The organism is Rufibacter hautae (assembly GCF_008271695.1).
GTDB lineage: Bacteria > Bacteroidota > Bacteroidia > Cytophagales > Hymenobacteraceae > Nibribacter > Nibribacter hautae.
In genome coordinates this window covers 1486036-1504168 of record NZ_VKKY01000003.1, presented here as the reverse complement: position 1 = coordinate 1504168, position 18133 = coordinate 1486036, and the positions used below count along the sequence as shown (strand labels likewise).

The 18133-nt window shown below is 51.3% G+C and carries 16 protein-coding genes and 1 tRNA gene; 9 read left to right on the top strand and 8 right to left on the bottom strand.

Translation table 11 applies throughout. The features are described from left to right. Positions 1-6: 6 nt before the first annotated feature. The 4 genes from FOA19_RS22600 to FOA19_RS22585 form a co-directional block, all read right to left on the bottom strand. Positions 7-861: a universal stress protein gene (locus tag FOA19_RS22600; RefSeq protein ID WP_149093096.1), complete on the bottom strand. Its 855-nt coding sequence runs from the start codon at positions 859-861 to the stop codon at positions 7-9. A 102-nt stretch (positions 862-963) separates the two neighbouring features. After that, positions 964-1362, bottom strand: a complete 399-nt coding sequence (locus FOA19_RS22595) for a hypothetical protein (protein ID WP_190300519.1) — start codon at positions 1360-1362, stop codon at positions 964-966. 129 nt (positions 1363-1491) lie between these two features. Further along, the gene (locus tag FOA19_RS22590; RefSeq protein WP_149093094.1) at positions 1492-2565 is read right to left on the bottom strand and encodes a DUF6687 family protein; all 1074 of its coding nucleotides are present in this window, start codon (positions 2563-2565) and stop codon (positions 1492-1494) included. Positions 2566-2674: 109 nt separating this feature from the next. Then, positions 2675-2983, bottom strand: a complete 309-nt coding sequence (locus tag FOA19_RS22585) for an HNH endonuclease (RefSeq protein WP_223809022.1) — start codon at positions 2981-2983, stop codon at positions 2675-2677. A 123-nt stretch (positions 2984-3106) separates the two neighbouring features. On the opposite strand from FOA19_RS22585, the gene FOA19_RS22580 reads away from it, so the two are divergent. Continuing rightward, entirely contained in the window at positions 3107-4333 is a 1227-nt protein-coding gene (locus tag FOA19_RS22580) for an MFS transporter (protein ID WP_149093093.1), read from the top strand. 114 nt (positions 4334-4447) lie between these two features. On the opposite strand, the gene FOA19_RS22575 is transcribed toward FOA19_RS22580, so the two are convergent. Further along, complete coding sequence (locus FOA19_RS22575) at positions 4448-5137, bottom strand: ABC transporter ATP-binding protein (RefSeq protein ID WP_149093092.1); 690 nt, start codon at positions 5135-5137, stop codon at positions 4448-4450. Between the two features lie 409 nt (positions 5138-5546). Between FOA19_RS22575 and sucC the strand changes: the two genes are divergently transcribed. From sucC to FOA19_RS22540, 7 genes are all read left to right on the top strand, one after another. Next, a complete protein-coding gene (gene sucC, locus FOA19_RS22570) occupies positions 5547-6743 on the top strand; it encodes an ADP-forming succinate--CoA ligase subunit beta (protein WP_149093091.1) in 1197 nt (398 codons plus the stop codon). A 255-nt stretch (positions 6744-6998) separates the two neighbouring features. Further along, entirely contained in the window at positions 6999-8318 is a 1320-nt protein-coding gene (locus tag FOA19_RS22565) for an SWIM zinc finger family protein (RefSeq protein WP_149093090.1), read from the top strand. A gap of 2 nt (positions 8319-8320) precedes the next feature. Beyond that, positions 8321-9787: a DUF5691 domain-containing protein gene (locus FOA19_RS22560; protein ID WP_149093089.1), complete on the top strand. Its 1467-nt coding sequence runs from the start codon at positions 8321-8323 to the stop codon at positions 9785-9787. Positions 9788-9792: 5 nt separating this feature from the next. Then, on the top strand, positions 9793-10872 hold the full coding sequence (locus FOA19_RS22555; protein ID WP_149093088.1) for an ATP-binding protein: 1080 nt from the start codon (positions 9793-9795) through the stop codon (positions 10870-10872). A 137-nt stretch (positions 10873-11009) separates the two neighbouring features. After that, a complete protein-coding gene (locus FOA19_RS22550) occupies positions 11010-13214 on the top strand; it encodes a DUF5682 family protein (protein ID WP_149093087.1) in 2205 nt (734 codons plus the stop codon). After that, entirely contained in the window at positions 13214-14359 is a 1146-nt protein-coding gene (locus FOA19_RS22545; protein WP_149093086.1) for a VWA domain-containing protein, read from the top strand. Before FOA19_RS22550 ends, FOA19_RS22545 begins: the two co-directional genes overlap by 1 nt. 210 nt (positions 14360-14569) lie before the next feature. Then, positions 14570-15412 (top strand): transglutaminase-like domain-containing protein, encoded by an 843-nt coding sequence (locus FOA19_RS22540; protein ID WP_149093085.1) that lies wholly within the window; start codon positions 14570-14572, stop codon positions 15410-15412. Between the two features lie 202 nt (positions 15413-15614). On the opposite strand, the gene FOA19_RS22535 is transcribed toward FOA19_RS22540, so the two are convergent. Further along, positions 15615-16034 carry an organic hydroperoxide resistance protein gene (locus FOA19_RS22535; protein WP_149093084.1) on the bottom strand — a complete coding sequence of 140 codons (420 nt, stop codon included), beginning with the start codon at positions 16032-16034 and terminating at the stop codon, positions 15615-15617. A 180-nt stretch (positions 16035-16214) separates the two neighbouring features. On the opposite strand from FOA19_RS22535, the gene FOA19_RS22530 reads away from it, so the two are divergent. Then, positions 16215-16286: transfer RNA gene (locus tag FOA19_RS22530), tRNA-Arg, on the top strand. A 216-nt stretch (positions 16287-16502) separates the two neighbouring features. On the opposite strand, the gene FOA19_RS22525 is transcribed toward FOA19_RS22530, so the two are convergent. Continuing rightward, a complete protein-coding gene (locus FOA19_RS22525) occupies positions 16503-16766 on the bottom strand; it encodes a hypothetical protein (RefSeq protein ID WP_149093083.1) in 264 nt (87 codons plus the stop codon). 542 nt (positions 16767-17308) lie between these two features. Then, positions 17309-18016: a hypothetical protein gene (locus FOA19_RS22520; RefSeq protein ID WP_149093082.1), complete on the bottom strand. Its 708-nt coding sequence runs from the start codon at positions 18014-18016 to the stop codon at positions 17309-17311. Positions 18017-18133: the final 117 nt, after the last annotated feature.

Below are 18133 nucleotides of genomic sequence, written 5' to 3'. Positions count from 1 at the left end.
ACTATATTATTCGGCGTCTGCGTGCAGCACCAGCAGGGGCAGCTTTGCCTGGTACGTTAGTTTTTCTGCCAGGCTCATGCCAAACAGGTTCTTGAAGAACGACCGGCGTTTTTTCAGGATCGCCAGCATATTGCTATGGGTTTTGCTCAGGTAATCTTTCAGTCCCACATCCTCCTTTTCATGCTCCACTTCGGTGAACTGAAGGTTCAGCCCGCCAAACTCATCGCGTAGCTTTTGGATGAATTCCTGGGCGTTGCGGTCCCCGTTTGCTCCACCTTTGGAAGTGATGTGCACCACCTCCACCTCGGCCTGGAAAACGGCGGCCAAGTCCAGCACTTGCCGCAAGGCTCGGAAATCCTCTGGCTGGTAATCTGAGGCGTACACAATGCGGTGGATGTCTGGGTAAGTGGCATTGGCCGGGATGGCCAGCACGGGGCATTTCACCTGGGAGATCACACTCTCGGTGTTGCTTCCGATCAGGATTTCCTCCAGGGTGTTGCCGCCGCCCGTAGTGCCCAAAACCACAAAGTCGTAGCCTTCTTCCTGCACCATCCGCTCCACGGCATCGGCCAGAAAGGCTTCTGTTACTTTGGAGTCAGACATGTAACCAGGGCCACCCACCTGGCCAGATAAGTTCTGGAGGTGCAGAGACATGGCATGGAGCTTATCTGCGGCAACGCGGCGCTGCTCATCTAATACCTGGCTGGCCATCAAAGCCGACTCTGTGGTATCCATCATGGGCAAGTGAATCACATGCAAGAGGGTAAGCGAAGCACCCGTACGTTGCGCGATCTGGGCGGCGTACTCAGCGGCCTTGTTAGAAGTCTTGGAAAAGTCTACCGGGCAAAGAATCTTTTTCATAGTGCTGTAAGTCTAGATCAGGCGCGGTTTTGCCCACGCTTCTTCCCTTACAAAACGTGAATATAGGGTTTTGGTTATACTTTCCTGACCCTAAGAGATTGCCTACCTGGGTTTCAACTCCTCCAGCCAGGCTTGCGCGTCCTGCATGGAGTCAAAGATATTGAGCGGGATTTTGCTTTCCTCAGCCATGCCAACCGACAGTAGGTTCACGGGTTTCTTTAGGTCGTGCACCTCGGCCAACTGGTAAATACCGGCGGCCACCGTCAGTTTTTGGGCTTCAATATGCATGAGGCGCACCACCGGCGAGTACTCATCCAACTTCCTTAGGTCTGTCAGGATAGAGAAGCCGGGTTTCACCAAAGCAAGCGCTTCTTTGAGGTGAATGGTATAGAAAGGCACTTCCTCTGGGGTGTTCCAGCACCCCTTAATATTTAATATAATTCTATTCTTTTCCTGGTCTACTTTGATTTGGTAGAACGGAGTGTGGGCAATTTTTACCATAGCAGCGTCAAACATTCCTGCAGATGCACCACTACCTGGACGGGGGATACCGGAGAGAGGCAAATGAAATATTAGATAATTTTCTTTTTATAAAGTTAAAAAGTGTTTCGCTTTTCACAAAATAAAACATCAAATTTTATTATTTCTTGCGTTCCACTCCTTCACCTCGGCCCAAGTCCACCGTTTTTTGGTTATTGTATTTAAAAATGCACTATCCAAATAATTAGTTACAGTCTGCAGAAATGCATCCTGTTCAATGGTAGAGGAATAGAATTCGCGCTCATACGGATGGCCGTACCGCTGGGCTTTGCTGAGCTTTTGGCCTTGTAGCCGAAGAAGAGGACCGGTATCGGTTACCCCGTCGGACACCCAGGTTAGACCAGACGTCTCTACCTCGTTCAAGGCTCTAGCCAGAGGACGCAAACCGGGCCGGGGCAGCGTGGGTCGGCTCTCCAGATCCACCCAGGTGGTATACTTACATTCTACCTCATAGCGGTTCTCTGGGTAGCAGGAGATTACAATGTCATACCCGGCAGTGGGACTGAACAAAGCATAGTAATGAAGTGGCGCCAAGGTCTGCACCACCACCAATCCCAAGGCTTGGTTTTGGATTATTCTAGACGCTGAGCTATACACCTTGGCGTAATCGTCCATTATCCTGTTGAACTCCGGCTCCCAAACCTGTTGAAATAGTGCAGGATTAAGCAATACATCTCTAAAGGTCTCCAGAAAATAGTGAAATTTAGGGATAGATGCTACCACCTCGTTTTCCTCCAGATCCTCCGCCCCGAAGGGCGGGTAGAAGCGGGCCTTTTCCTCGGCATTTATCCAGCAAACCAGTTTCAGGGCATCTTCGGCAAAAGGAGCCGCTAAATCCAACTCCCTGAAATCACCGATAAGGGCCATCTGCCGCAAGGTTTCCTCGTGGGCCAGGGCTAGTTCCGGATGCATCAGCGCCCATATCCCCACCAGGGCATCAATGTCGAAATGGTTGGCGGTTACGTAACGGTACTGCTGCAGGGCCGGGTAGTTTTGCTTGAGGGCCTGGAGCACCATTCCGGCGCTGGTGTCTTCCCGCAGTTCCGGTGGCGTGGGGGCCTCGCGCCAATGCGACAAAACCAACCCGTTGGGATGGAAACTGTCCACCACCACCGCGGGCTGGGACTTCACCTGAGGAAAAGGAAGGTACGAGTAAGCGTTCATGAGCAGTGCTGGCTGGGCCTTTGCGGGAAAGATGATTTTACCGGATGATTGTTGCTGTACGTTTAGGGGCCGGTTTGGCTAAAACGGCCCCTAAACGCAAACCTATGATTTATTTCCTTTTCCCGCGGCGGTTGGTGATTTTATCCAGGCGTTTGGTGCGCACCCATCTAAGGTATTTCTGCAGCCCCTCTGAGGCACGCAGCGCCGGGATGGAGTTATAGAGCACAGCCAATTCCTTATTATTATAGGTGAGGTGGACGGTACTGTGGCAAGGCTGGCACAAAGGCGCCGTGGGACCGTGGCGGCCACCCTCCTCCCGCGGAATGAGATGGTGCAGGATGGTAAAGCCTACCTCCCGTTCGCAGAGGGCGCAAACCGGATCGGCGCTCTCTTCCTTTTTCCTGATGCGTTTTGCCATACGTATCTTTCTGCTGTACCTTATACTGGTTAAACGATTTGCGCTAAAGTTGAATTTGGGTAAACATCCGTAGTTTCAAGGCGTAAAGTCTTTTTCAAACCCGGGCAATCGCCCAAGCAACCTATGGCATCATCTCCTGTCACTTCCCAAACCACCGACCCTGCCCTGAGCGAGAAATGGCTCTTGTTCATTCTGGCGGCCATCCAGTTTACGCACATCATGGACTTTGTGATCATGATGCCGCTGGGGCCGCAGCTTATGCGCGTTTTCCAGATCAATCCGCGGGAGTTTGGGTTCCTGGTTTCGGCGTATACGTTCAGCGCTGCCATCTCAGGGCTATTGAGTGCTTTCTTTATAGACCGGTTTGACCGGAAGAACGCCTTGCTGGGTTTGTACCTGGGCTTTACCTTAGGCACCTTTGCCTGCGCCTTGGCACCTACCTTCACGTTCCTGCTGATCGCCCGAATCCTGGCAGGGGCTTTTGGCGGCGTGTTGGGCGCTTTGGTGCTGGCCATCATCGGGGATTCTGTTCCCGAGGAACGTCGGGGGGCGGCCACGGGCAAGGTGATGGCGGCCTTCTCGGTGGCTTCCATTGGCGGTATTCCCTTGGGGCTTTACCTGGCCAGCCATGCCAGTTGGCACGCGCCGTTCTACCTGCTCACAGGCCTGAGTTTAATAGTGCTGTTCCTTACCTGGCGCATGCTCCCACCTATGCGGCAACACCTGCTCCACCATGTTCCGGAGCATCCGGCGAAGGTCCTGATCACCATTTTCAGCCGGGCTAATTGCCTCTGGGCTTTCGGCCTGATGGTGACGCTGTCTTTGGCTGGTTTTACGGTGGTGCCGTTCCTGAGCCCGTACATGGTAGCCAATGTGGGCTTTGAGGAGGTGGAGTTGAGCTACATCTACCTTTTCGGGGGATTGGCAACGGTGGTGACCTCGCAACTGGCGGGCCGTTTGTCTGATAAATACGGGAAGAAGAAAGTCTTCATGATTGCTGCCGTACTTTCTATTATACCTATTCTGGTGGTCACGCATTTGCCCCAAGTGCCGCATTGGCAAGCCTTTGTGGTGACCACGTTCTTCTTTATTTTCTTCGGGGCGCGGTTTGTGCCTGCCATGTCTTTGATCACCTCCAGTATTGAACCCCGGCTGCGCGGCTCTTTCATGAGTGTAAACTCATCGGTGCAGCAATTGGCCTCCGGCTTGGCGGCATTCCTGGCAGGACTGGTGATCTCCAACGAACCGGGATCCCAGGAACTGCTGCACTTCGGCACGGTGGGCATCATCGCCACCGTCTTCACCTTGGTTTCTATGGGAGTGGTGATGAAGTTGAGACAGGTGAGCTGATAATGAAAGTTCTGAGTCCTGAGTCTTAAGTTTTAGAAAATGAAAAAAGCCGTTTGGGGCCTGTTTCTTAAAAACAGGTTCCAAACGGCTTTAATAGGATATGGAATGTTTTTATTAAAGTGCTTCTTCGGGTTGGAGGAGGAAACCGTCTTTCATGGTGAGTTTCCGGTCGGCCATGTCGGCTAGGATGGGGTTGTGGGTCACCAGCACGAAGGTTTGGCCCAGGTCCTGGCGCAGTTTGAAGAAGATCTGGTGCAGTTCCTCCGCATTTTTGGAATCAAGGTTCCCGCTGGGTTCATCGGCGAAGATAAGTTTGGGCGAGTTGATCAGGGCCCTGGCAACCGCGGTTCGCTGCTGCTCTCCACCGCTCATCTCAGAAGGTTTGTGGTCCAGGCGGTGGCCCAGGCCCAGCATCTCCAGGAGTTCTTTGGCGCGGGTCTCCACCTCTTTCTCCGGACGGTCGGCCAGGAAACCAGGCAGGCAGACGTTTTCCATCGCCGAGAACTCAGGCAGCAGGTTATGGAACTGGAAGATGAAACCGATGTTCCGGTTCCGGAAACGCGCCACTTCTTTGTTGCTCATCCCCGAGATTTTCTGTCCGTGCAGGTAAACGTCGCCGGCATCTGGCGCATCCAAGGTGCCCAAAAGATGCAGCAGGGTACTTTTCCCCGCCCCCGAGGCGCCCACAATAGACACGACTTCGGCCTCGCCGATGGTAAGGTCGATCCCCTTTAATACCGGCAGCTTCCCGTATGATTTAAACAGCCCGCGGGCCTCTAACAAAACTGGCTTCTCTATACTCATGAACTACAAAACAATAAGGAAGGGACGGCATTTGCAAACCGTTCGCTTGTTTGCATGAAACGGAGCAGCCAATTTAAAGTTAACTGTAGCGGCGTTACACCGTAACGCCGTGGCGGGAGTTCCGATATACCTCGGTCACTCACCTATAAACTGTTCCCTTATAAAAGTCGCTGTTGCAAAGGGAGAATATGGGAGGTGAACCTGAATTGCCTTATAGCCCCACGGCGTTACGGTGGAACGCCGTTACACCTATTCTTTGTAAAACAGGCTTAAAACAACTGGCCGTGAGCAATAGATATGACTCAGGACTAAAGACTCAGAACTCAGAACTTCCCGCTCTGCGGCCTTTGCTTTGAAAAGTTGCCCGTATACCTTACTTTCGTGCACCTAAAAACATCAACCTAACCTCATGAATATACACGAGTACCAGGCGAAAGACATTCTGAAACGCTACGGCGTTAGAATTCAGGAAGGCATCGTGGCGGAGACCCCTGAAGAGGCGGTAGCGGCTGCCAAGCGTTTAACCGAAGAAACCGGCACTGGCTGGCACGTTATCAAAGCCCAGATTCATGCGGGCGGTCGTGGTAAAGGCGGCGGGGTGAAATTGGCTAAAAACCTGGAGCAGGTGAAAGAACTGGCGGGTCAGATCATTGGCATGCAGTTGGTAACGCACCAAACGGGCCCTGAAGGCAAAAAAGTAAATAAGGTGCTGGTAGCGCAGGATGTTTATTATCCCGGCGACTCTGAGCCGAAAGAATATTATGTTTCTATCTTATTAGATAGAGCCAAAGGCCAAAACGTGATCATGGCGTCTACTGAAGGCGGCATGGACATTGAAGAAGTGGCAGAGCACACGCCAGAGAAAATCTTCAAAGAGTGGATTGACCCAGCAGTTGGTCTTCGTCCATTCCAGGCCAACAAAATTGCGTTTGCCTTCGGTTTGCAAGGCGAGGCGTTCAAAGAATTCACCAAGTTCTTGACCAGCCTGTACAACGCCTATCTGGACACAGACGCTTCTATGTTTGAGATCAACCCGGTGTTGAAGACCTCAGACAACAAGATCCTGGCCGTTGACGGTAAAGTAGACCTGGACGATAACGCTTTGTTCCGTCACAAAGACCTGGCTGACCTGCGCGACTTAGCCGAGGAAGATCCATTGGAAGTAGAAGCAAGCAAGAGCAACCTGAACTATGTGAAGCTGGACGGTAACGTTGGCTGCATGGTGAACGGTGCTGGTCTGGCCATGGCAACGATGGACATCATCAAACTTTCTGGCGGTGAGCCGGCTAACTTCCTGGATGTAGGAGGCGGAGCCAACGCGCAAACCGTAGAAGCTGGTTTCCGTTTGATCTTGCAAGACCCTAACGTAAAAGCCATCCTTATCAACATCTTCGGTGGTATCGTACGTTGCGACCGCGTGGCGAATGGTGTAGTAGAAGCCTACAAAAACATCGGAACCATCAACGTTCCCATTATTGTGCGTCTGCAAGGAACCAACGCCGAGGAAGGCGCTCGTATCATTGACGAGTCTGGCCTGAAAGTGTACTCTGCCGTAGCCTTGAAAGAAGCTGCTCAGAAAGTAAAAGACGTGTTAGCTACTGTGTAAGTTAGCCTTTTAATCATAAACAAGAAAGCCTTTCTGGAAACAGGAAGGCTTTCTTGTTTTAGGGCTATTTAAAGGAAAACAGGTCTGAAACACAATGCGTTGGCCTACAACCCGGCTGGGTAAGTAGGCTAATCCTCCAACTACCGGCACGAAGTATAGAACCTGCACTAGAAATGGAAGAGAAATTTTACTATTTTACTCACGCGTTCCATTAAAATTAAACTTTCGTAAGCAGCGACTTCCAAGAAGATTTTCATGCCCCTCACTGAAGACCAGATTACCCAGTTGGCCCCAGACGCGGCTTCCGTGAAGGCGGGGCAACAGTTGGCTACCAACAGCAAGTGGGTTACCAAAGCCATTCATGAAAAAGCCATGTGGGGCGATTGCCAGGGCAGCGGCAAGAACCCGTATCGTACAGTTGTAGACTTGCAGAACATGGCCTTCAAGTGCTCCTGCCCCAGCCGAAAATTCCCCTGCAAACACGGCTTAGGACTTTTGTACCTGCATGCCCGCACGCCATCGGTGTTCGAAGCAACGCAAGACGTGGCAACAGATGTGCAGGAATGGCTTACCAAACGAGCCGGAAAAGCAGAGGCCAAGGAAGAGAAAGAAACGATGGCAGCTCCTAAAAAGCTTGATACTAAAGCCCAGGAGAGGCGGTCAGAAGAAAGGGAAAAGAAAGTAGCCGCCGGCCTGGAAGAGCTCCGCATGTGGCTCAAGGACTTAGTGCGGAATGGAATCCATCAAGTACCCTCCGTTTCCCAGTCCTTCCATCGTCCCATTACGGCCCGGATGGTGGATGCCCAGGCACCTGCTATCGCAAACTCCTTGAACAGATTATCTCAACTTCCCTTTCACCAGGAAGGCTGGCAGAAACCCTTTCTCCGGAAGTTATCTTCTCTGTACCTGCTCACCGAGGCTTTCAAAAACAGCGAAAACGTCTCTCCCTTGCTTCAAACAGAAATCAGAACTTTGATTGGCTGGAATACGGGTAAGGAACAGGTGCTTCAGCAGGAGGGTTTGCAAGACACTTGGCTGGTATTAAGCCGCGAACTGGAAGAAGAAGACCGGCTTACCACGGAGCGCATCTGGCTGTTTGGTTTGAAAAGTCAACGTTTTGCATTGCTGCTGAACTTCTATCCTTTGGGGCAAATGCCTCAGTTTTCAATAGTAGTAGGTTCTGCCATTTCCGCTGAAGTGGTCTTTTACTCGGCAGTTTTTTCGCTGCGGGCGCTTCTCAAAAACCAGCATGGTATGGGGGTGTCTGAAGTTCCAATAGCAGAACCCAATTTCAAAGTAGTCCTGCAGAAGGTAGCCGAGGCACTGTCCGTCCAACCGTTTATGGAACAAATCCCCTTTTTAGTGGAGCAAGTTCGGGTAGTGCATCAGAAAGGCGTCTGGTATTTGGTAGACAAAGAGAACCTTAGTTTGCGACTGCTCAATCCGGAGGTAGACGGCTGGCGTACTTTGGCCACCACCGGCTCCGCTCCGTTTACCGCTTTCCTGGTGTATGAGCCGCAAGGAGTCACCCTACATGCCTACTGGATTTCCCAACAATTTTACGCCCTGGCCTGATCATGCAAGACCTTTTAAAATCAGCCATGCTGGGAACAAACCAATACGTTCCCGCTGCCCTGCCCCCTTTGGCGCAGGAAATGGCACAGGCCATTGCCGCTACCGCCGAAGACAAAGAAGATGCTTTCCTGAAACTCTCTTTTGGGTACTTTTTGGCCGAAGAAGCCGGAAAACAGCTTCCTGAACTAACTCTTCAACATGACGCCCCACCCGCAGAAACGGTAGAAATGCTCTCCCCGGAGGCAAATGCGCTCTTGCGGCAATTCATTCTTCACAAAGAAGAACTTCTGCTGGACTACTTCCTTTTCAGATGCCAACGGGCACAGCGTATAGTACGTCCCGAGTTGTTGCCGGAAATCCTGTCTATGGCGGTGGAGAAAAAAGCCCGGAGAGAAGTGCTTCTGCAGATGAGCGGAAACCGCGGGCAATGGTTGGCCCAGATGAACCCAGCCTGGCAAATCCTACACACTCCGGAGGAAGAAAACCTTTGGGAAACCGGCACTTGGGAGCAGCGGAAAGCTTTCTTCCGTAAGCTTCGGGCCGATGCTCCGGCGGAAGCCTTGGCGCTCCTGCAAGCCAACCTACACGAAGAAGGCGCCAATGCCCGGGCCGAACTGCTGGCCTTGCTCCTACCCAACCTGTCTTTGGCGGATGAACCGTTCCTGGAAACCCAGCTCTCTGATAAAAGCCAGAAAGTACGACAGGAAGTATACAAGCTTCTGCTTCAATTGCCTGGCTCCAGGGTAAACCAGTTAGTACAAGCCTATCTGAAAGAAGCGGTGCAACTGAAAGAGGAACGAGTAATGCTGTTAGCGAAGAAGAAAGTCTTCGCTATTAATGCAGATGTCACCCCACCTGATGAGCTGTTTGCCGCCGGGTTTGAGAAAACCAGCAGCCAAAAAAACGTGGACGATGCTGATTATTGGGTTGCTCAGGCCTTGGAATTTGTTCCGCCAATCTTCTGGCAGCAAACCTACGGGCTTACTCTTCCAGAGGTCGTTCAACTTTGGGGCAACCACGCCGGCAAGCACCTGTTCCTTCCGGCTTTGGCTCAAAATGCTTTGCGGTTTCAAAACACAGAATTGGCGCATGCCTTATTAACCGGTAAAGAAGTAAGAGGCATAGACTTGCTTACAATCCTCTCTTTGCCCGAACGCTTTTCTTATGCATCCAAACTAGCCGAAGGACAATCTGGCTTTTACCTGCAGACCTTACTGGCAGAGGAGTACACCATCATTCCACCAGAAATAAACCAACAACTGCTCCGACACTTTGTCAAGAACCCTTACACCATCACGCAGCAGGTGTATCACCGGTGGGCCTTGCAGATGAACCCAGACATGTTACCTGTGCTACAGGAGTACATCAACCAAGAATCAGAAGAGTACCAGATGCGTTTTTTCCGGAACGTCTGTACAGAGATGACCCGCATGCTGCACACCAAAGAACAAATAAACGCCTTGCTTTAAACTATATGCAAAACGTCATACGCCAACACGCGGAACATCAGTTCGCGGAAGAACTGGAAGAACTTAAAAAACAAGACCGCCAGCAGGTACCAGCCAATTGGCAACTTTCGCCACAGGCCGTGGTCGCTTACCTGATGGGCGATACTCTTCCCAATGGTTTCCAAGTAACTCCCAAATACATCGGGAAACGCAGGCTGATGGAGATTGCCGTAGCCACCCTCACTACAGACCGGGCTTTGCTTTTGTACGGATTGCCCGGCACCGCCAAGTCGTGGGTTTCGGAACATCTGGCTGCTGCCATCTCGGGGAACTCTACCTTGCTGGTGCAAGGCACGGCCGGCACCGGAGAGGAAGCCATTAGGTACGGCTGGAACTACGCGCGCCTTCTTTCTACCGGTCCAACGCCCGAAGCCTTGGTGGAAACTCCTATGATGCGCGCCATGAAAACCGGGAAGATTGCCCGGGTAGAGGAGTTAACCCGCATTGGCTCAGACGTGCAGGATTCTTTGATCACCATCCTCTCAGAGAAATCATTGCCTGTTCCTGAACTGAACACAGAGGTGCAGGCCATTACCGGTTTTAACGTAATTGCCACCGCCAACAACCGTGACAAAGGGGTGAACGAGCTTTCCAGTGCTTTGAAACGCCGGTTCAATACCGTGATTCTGCCCGTGCCAGACTCCATGGAAGAAGAAGTGGAAATTGTGCAGCAACGCGTGAAATCCTTCAGTCAGCACATGGCGTTGCCCGTGGAGAAACCTATCACCGAGGAAATCCGCCGCATTGTCACCATTTTCAGGGAACTCAGGAGCGGGGTGTCTGTGGATGGAAAAACCAAACTGAAATCCCCTTCCGGAACCCTCAGCACCGCCGAGGCCATCTCGGTGATGAACAGCGGTCTTTCCCTTTCCCACCACTTTGGCGATGGCAGCCTGAAAGCCCACGATTTGGCTTCCGGGGTTTTAGGCGCAGTAGTAAAAGATCCGGTGCAGGATAAGATTGTGTGGCAGGAGTACCTGGAAGCCGTGGTGAAACAGCGCGAAGGCTGGAAAGACCTTTACCGTTCCTGCCGAGACATAATGTAAGCCGGGCTTCTCTGCCAACCAGCTTCTGACCTGTTTTTTTAAAACTGGCCTAAAACCAGCTTCGGCATTTAAGGTACCTTGGCGCCGTAGCAGTTTTATTTCAACTTCTTAACAATTACACTTCACACGCTCTCTTTATGGCGGTTCATGTTTTAGGGATCCGGCATCATGGTCCAGGTTCGGCGCGGCACGTGCGGCATGCGCTGGAACAACTTCGCCCCGACATTATCCTGATTGAAGGTCCTCCGGAAGGAGAAGAATTGGTCAGGTGGGCAACGCACGCGGAGATGGCCCCGCCCGTAGCCATGCTAGTGTACCGCCCCGATTCTCCGCAGCACGCCGTTTTTTATCCTTTCGCGGAGTTTTCCCCGGAATGGCAGGCTATTATGTACGGCTTGGAACACAGATTGCCCATTCGGTTTATTGACTTGCCGCTAACGCACAAATTTGCCCTTCAGCAGGAAGCAGAGGAAAAGGATACAGCAGACATTCAGCAAGAAATCCACCATAACCCGCTGCAGTACCTGGCGAACATAGCCGGGTACGAGGACGCCGAACTGTGGTGGGAGCATCAGGTGGAGCTAAGCCAGAACTCCGTTTCTACCTTTGAGGCCATTGCTGAGGCCATGCAGGTGCTACGCGAAACTCATCCTGATTTTAAGAACCAGCTGGAACCGCTGCGGGAAGCCTTTATGCGAAGAGGCATCAGGACGGCTCAGAAGGAAATGTACGCCCAGATTGCCGTGGTGTGCGGGGCTTGGCACGTACCCGCGTTGCAGCAAATGCCTTCGCAGAAAGCAGATGACGAGTTGCTGCGCAAACTACCCAAAACCAAAGTAGAAACCACCTGGATTCCTTGGACCTACAGCCGCCTTTCCTTTGAGAGTGGTTATGGGGCAGGCATCAACTCCCCGGGTTGGTACGAGCACCTGTGGCATCACCCTGAGGATGACGGAACGTTGTGGCTGATCCATGTGGCCCGGGTATTTCGGGAAAACCAGATAGAGATTTCATCCGCCCACGTGATTGAGACCCTGCGGCTAGCCCATTCCCTAGCAAGCCTTCGGGAACAGCACAAAGCGGGGCTGCTGGAATTCAACGAAGCGGTGCGCACCGTCATGTGCATGGGCGATGACATCCAATTGCAGCTCATCTGGAAAGAACTCATTGTAGGGCACCACATCGGGAACATTCCTGCGGAGTCACCCCAAGTGCCCTTGCAACGAGATCTGGAAACCTGGCAGAAAAGACTTCGGCTGAAGCCTCAGGAATTGCCCAAAGTACAAGCCCTTGATTTGCGGGATGAAACTGGCTTGCTCAGAAGCATCTTGTTACATCGCTTGCTGGTGCTGGAGATTCCGTGGGGCGAGAATCGCGATGTATCAGGCAAGGGCACGTTCAAAGAGGAATGGGAACTACGCTGGAAACCAGAACTTCATATTCAGTTGCTGGAGAAAGCCGCTTGGGGAAATACCGTAGAAGAAGCCGCGAACGCTTACCTGACTCATTTGTCAGCGCAGGCCAGTCAATTACCCCAGGTAACGGAGCTTCTGGAGCACGCTATCCCGGCGGAACTGACTGTGGGAGTAGCCGCCTTGATGAAACAGTTAGATGTACTGGCTGCTAATACTTCAGACGTACAGGAACTCATGCAGGCCTTCCTGCCCCTGGTACAGGTAAAGCGCTACGGCAACGTGCGCAACACAGACGCGGCTACGGTACAGTTGATCATGGATTCCCTCATGGCCCGAATCTGCGCCGGGCTCCCGGCTGCCTGTTCCAACATCAATGAAGACACCGGAACAGCGCTTGCCGGCTGGATACTCCGGCTAGACCAGGCGGTATTGCTGCTGGAAGAAGAAGCCTATCACGCCGAATGGTACGAAGCTTTGGAACAGGTCTTGACCACGCACCAGGTGAATGCACTGATTAGCGGTACCTGTTGCAAGTTGTTGCACAGCGCCGGCGTGTTTGACGCTGATATTACGGCAACGGCTTTCAGCAACGCTTTGTCACGCGGCAACGCTCCTACTTACGCTTCTTCCTGGATTGAAGGCTTCCTGAAAAACAGCGCCACTACCCTGCTGCTGGACGACAGAATCTGGAGCATTATTGACGATTGGCTAACAGACCTTTCCCCCGAGATATTTCAGGAGCTGGTCCCCATTCTCAGGAGAACCTTCGCTGATTATTCCGGGGCAGAAAAACGCAAACTGGCCAGTAAAGCCAAAACTGGAGGCAGCGTAACTATGGTTTCTTCTCAGGATCTTGAAATAGACCAAGAACGTGCCCGCAAAGTATTGCCGGTATTTTACAGCCTTATGGGCCTTACGCATGCATAATGGAACACACTGACGCAGAAAAGCTGAAACGCTGGCGATTGGTTTTAGGCAGCGAAACCAAAGAAGAATTGCCTATGCCGTTGAGCCAGTTAGAAACCGGTATTGACAAAACGCTGGAAGCCTTGTACCAGAACGGACCCAGAAAAGGCGGCTTGGGTGCTTCTTCGCCCAACGTAGCCCGCTGGCTCGGTGACATTCGGGAATATTTTCCGAATACGGTGGTGCAGGTATTACAGCAGGACGCCTTGAAACGGCTTAACCTGACCTCCATGCTGCTGGAGCCCGAGATGCTGGAGACCGTGGTACCAGATGTGCACCTGGTGGCCAACCTCATGAGCCTTAGCCGCGTAATTCCGGCTAAAACCAAAGACACGGCGCGCCAAGTGGTCAGAAAAGTAGTGGACGACCTTCTGAAGAAACTGGCGGCTCCTACGCAACAGGCAATCACGGGAAGCCTTAGTAGGTCTATTAGGAGCCGGCGTCCGCGTCATAATGAGATTGACTGGCCTGCCACTATCCAGAAAAACCTGAAGCATTACCAGCCCCAGTACCAGACCATCATCCCGGAAGTACGCATTGGGTACGGTCGCAAACGGCGGGCTCTAAAAGATGTGGTGCTCTGCATTGACCAAAGCGGCTCCATGGGATCTTCGGTGGTGTATTCTGGTATCTTCGGTGCCGTGATGGCATCTATCCCGGCGGTACAAACCAAGATGGTGGTGTTTGACACTGCCGTGGCTGATCTCACCGATGAATTGCAGGACCCGGTGGAACTGTTGTTTGGCGTGCAGTTAGGCGGCGGCACCGACATCCACGCGGCGCTCACCTATTGTCAGCGGATCATCACGCGGCCTACCGATACCGTTCTGGTACTCATCACAGATTTATATGAGGGTGGAAACCAGGCAGAGATGAAGAAAACCGCCGCCCGGCTGGTAGAAGCCGGCGTGCAGGTCATCACCCTGCTAGCCCTCAACGATGACGGCGCTCCCTCTTATGATCATCGCAACGCTGAGTTCTTTGCTTCCATTGGTATACCGGTATTTGCCTGCACCCCAGACCTGTTCCCAGACCTAATGGCCCACGCGCTGAGCAAACAGGATATTGGCCAGTGGGCAGCCACGCAGTCCATCAAAGTGACTTAAATCTTACCTTTTCAATAGTTTTTGTGCTTACCTCCCAAATAAGGCGAGTTACATTTAATAATTGTTTTGCCAGAAATGGCATATAATCAACGATTTAAATATGAGAAAAAGGCCTTTCTGAAAACAGAAAGGCCTTTTTTTGTGGCTTGGTGCAACCAATGACCTTCTTTGTAGCTCTTCTCCTAAACCTTATTTTACTAAACCGCTACTATGAAAAAACCCTTTAAATCTCCCACGCTATTGGCGTTGGTGGTTTCCCTCTCATTCACAGGTTCCTTCGTGGCTCAGGCCCAAACCCCAGAGGCCAAAATGCTGCAGTTTGCTACCTCACCCCAAGTGAAACCAACCTTTGTAAGAAGTGCCCCGCAAGACGCCTATCTCACCCAAATGCGCACCAGATACGAGTTGGAGAAGGTGGTTGCGGGCAAGAAGAATGATTTTGAGCGCGTAAAAGTTGTCTGCAATTGGGTGCGGCGGCAATGGGACCACAATGGCTCCAATACCCCGCTCAAAAACGATCCCCTATCTATTCTGGAGGAAGCCGCCACAGGCAAGAAATTCCGGTGCGTGGAGTACGGCATGGTCCTGAACGGCGCCCTTAACTCTTTGGGAATCCCGGCCCGCTCCCTGGCCTTGAAAATGGAGAACGCTGATACGGTGGAATTCGGGGCTGGTCATGTGGTGGCTGAGGCGTACCTACGCGACCAGAAAAAGTGGATCATGGTAGATGGGCAGTTTGATGTGATTCCAACCCTGAAAGGAACGCCCCTGAACGCGGTGGAATTGCAGCAGGCATTTGCGGCCGGCGCCCCAGACCTTCAAGTGGTTTCCTTCTCCGGCACTACTGCCGCTGAGTATTTCCCCTGGGTAGCCCCTTACCTATTCTACTTTGACACCCGCCTGGACAACCGCTTCACCGATGACCGTGTACCGGGCAGCCTCATGCTGGTGCCCCAGGGCGCCAAGAACCTCACCGTTTTCCAGCGCATCAAACCCCTCACCGACATGACCTACACCCACTCCATCTCTGACTTCTACCCGAAGGTGAAGTAAGTAACAGATGGAGATGATTGATTCTGAAGGATAGCTGTGAAACGTGCCAAAGCACCTTGCCGAGAGGTAAACTGCAACGGCAAATCACATGGACAGCCTCTGTACAACCCATCAACCTTTTTTAAAACGAAACGGGAGCAACCAAGATGGTAGCTCCCGTTTCTTATGTGATTTGGGTAGAATAAGCCTAAAACAAAGGGGCTTAGTTCAGCACGTTCAGTTTTACCTCAATGTTGCCTTTGGTGCCTACTGAGTACGGGCATACTTCATGCGCCTGGCTCACCAGCTCCTCAGCTTTGGCTTTGTCCACGCCATCTACTTTCACGTCTAGCTGCACCGCCAAACCATAGCGTCCGTCTTCAAACTGGTCTAACCCTACGTGGGCGGTAACGGTAGATTTCTCATCTAACCTGATGTGCTGCTTGCCGGCAACCAACTGCAGGGCGCTCTGGAAACAGGCCGAGTAGCCCGCTGCAAAAAGCTGCTCTGGGTTTGTAGCGCCGCCTTTGCCGCCTAATCCTTCAGGCACGCGCACGGGCATGTCAATGATTCCATCCGTTGACTTTACCTGGCCATTGCGGCCACCGGTGGCGGTAACCTCCGCCGTATACAATCTTTTCATAGGTTTAAGCTTTGGTAATTGAAATGGTCTTCTTGTGTAAACTGTTATAAGCTTAAAATGTTAGAGACCATCTCTGCCACGCTGCCGTTTTTTTAACCCTTTTTCCTGAATCCGGCAAAAAACGCCGGAAGGGCCTTTCTTTCTTGGTGGTCATTTCCTACATTTGCCATCGCAATTCCGGGCCACGTAGTACAACGGATAGTATTGGAGTTTCCGAAGCTCTCGATCCAGGTTCGATTCCTGGCGTGGCCACAGAAAAGCCCCTTAATTTAAAATTAAGGGGCTTTTTATTTTGCTTCGGAAATTATTCGGACACCTTAGCCATTTTTGCTTATCTACTTTCATTTGCTTCTCTTTTACTTACTTTTTGAATAATAGCGGTTAAAGAGCGGCGTTGTGCTAAACATTTATCTACTTTGTAGTTCCCTCGAGTGAAAGTTTTCTCTTGATGCATTCAGCATTTGAGTACTAAATACCATATTCGCTTTTTTCTTTTTTTACCCAAAGAAAGGAAGTATTCACGGTTTTTCTCACCCTTGCTCCTGGCCAGCCCAAAAGCAAATCCATCATGAACAAATAGTTTTCGTTTCCGCCTTTTTCTTCCTGTAGCCTTGGGGTTGCTTTTTGGGTAGGGTTTAAACTTTTATCACTCTCCTGAACTTTCCTTTCTTGTTTGTAAATGAAAGTAGACTTCAGGTTATTTTTCAGGGCTTTAATCTTCTGGATTATCATTGACAACTATCGTTGATAGATGCTGCAGCGAAAATAATGGCTGTTCCTACACAACCTCATTCCTTCCTATCTGGAACATCCCGAATATAGATTAGCATTCCCTGTCCACATGCAAGGGGTAATTTGTCCCTCAGAAGTAAGGATGGCGATAGCAGGTCTAGATAATTACATTTATATTTTGCCGAAGGATCAGGCAATTCAACACCTACCACTGCTTTCCTTACATTGTCCAGATTTGTTAATAGACAATGCCCAGATTGGGCCCTACCTCCTTGCACATGCCCAGCTGTTTCAAACGCACTGACAGGGCATGGCGGCGCCCTACCCAATCCAAGAGTACCTGCCTGGCACCTCCCAGAGGATTCTAGATATCGTTGCATTAAATTTAAAGTAGATTCGATTCCTGTTCTATGCGCCGGCGTAAGGGCATAGATGCATTCGGCGCAACATGCGCCTTCTATTGAAGGGAAACACTGTCCCGTTGGCGCGAGCTTATGATGTAGCTTTTAACAGTTTTTAGGTAATTGGACTGGATGGACTTCCTAGGCAGTGGCACTGTCGCTCTGAAAGACAAACCCGGAGGCGCCCCTTTCCCTTGCCCCTTTCAGGATCTCCTTCACCCGGCGCATCGACTCGACCCATTTCACTGTGATCTGGTACACTGGGTCAGACTGCAGATCACCGCCTTTGTCCATTATTTCTATGAGGTCGCGTTCAGCCATTTCCAGCGAACTGTTTATTCCCTGTTGCCCCATCTCCATCAGGAACGGGAAATCTTCCATTTTCTCGAATCTCTCATACCGTTTGAGCATGGCTGAGGGATTATGGCGCTCAGCCCACTTTTCAGTCTGGTCTGAGGTGATCAATTCGCTCTGTGTGCTCATCGGTACCTGCGTGCCTATTGATTGCTCTCTGACAAGGCGCCCTTTTGCCCCCACATCATATAACACATTCAACAAGCGGATCATCACTTCGGCACATTTCTCATTGAGATGGTAACCGTCAGGGTGCAAGGCCTTACCATTGCCAGCCGACACCAATGCCTCATTGTCATCCCTTACCATTTGAAGCACCATATAAGCCATTCTCCGTCCAGAGCTCACCACAAACTCAAACTCCGGAAGAGTTAAATCCTCCTCATACATTTTGAGCTTTTCCTCGAAAAAACGTTGAAACTCCTTGTCTTCATTTACGCTCTGTTTTTCTTTGCTCGATTTATGTTGGTTCTTTTTATGTTGGTTCTTTTTCATCTTGATTTTAATAAAAATTTACTTAATTGATTTCTCTGTGCCTTGCTTCCAGCCTCGGGGTGAGCACTGGCTATTACAAAATTCTCCCCCATACTTCACAAGGCCTTTCCGAAGCAC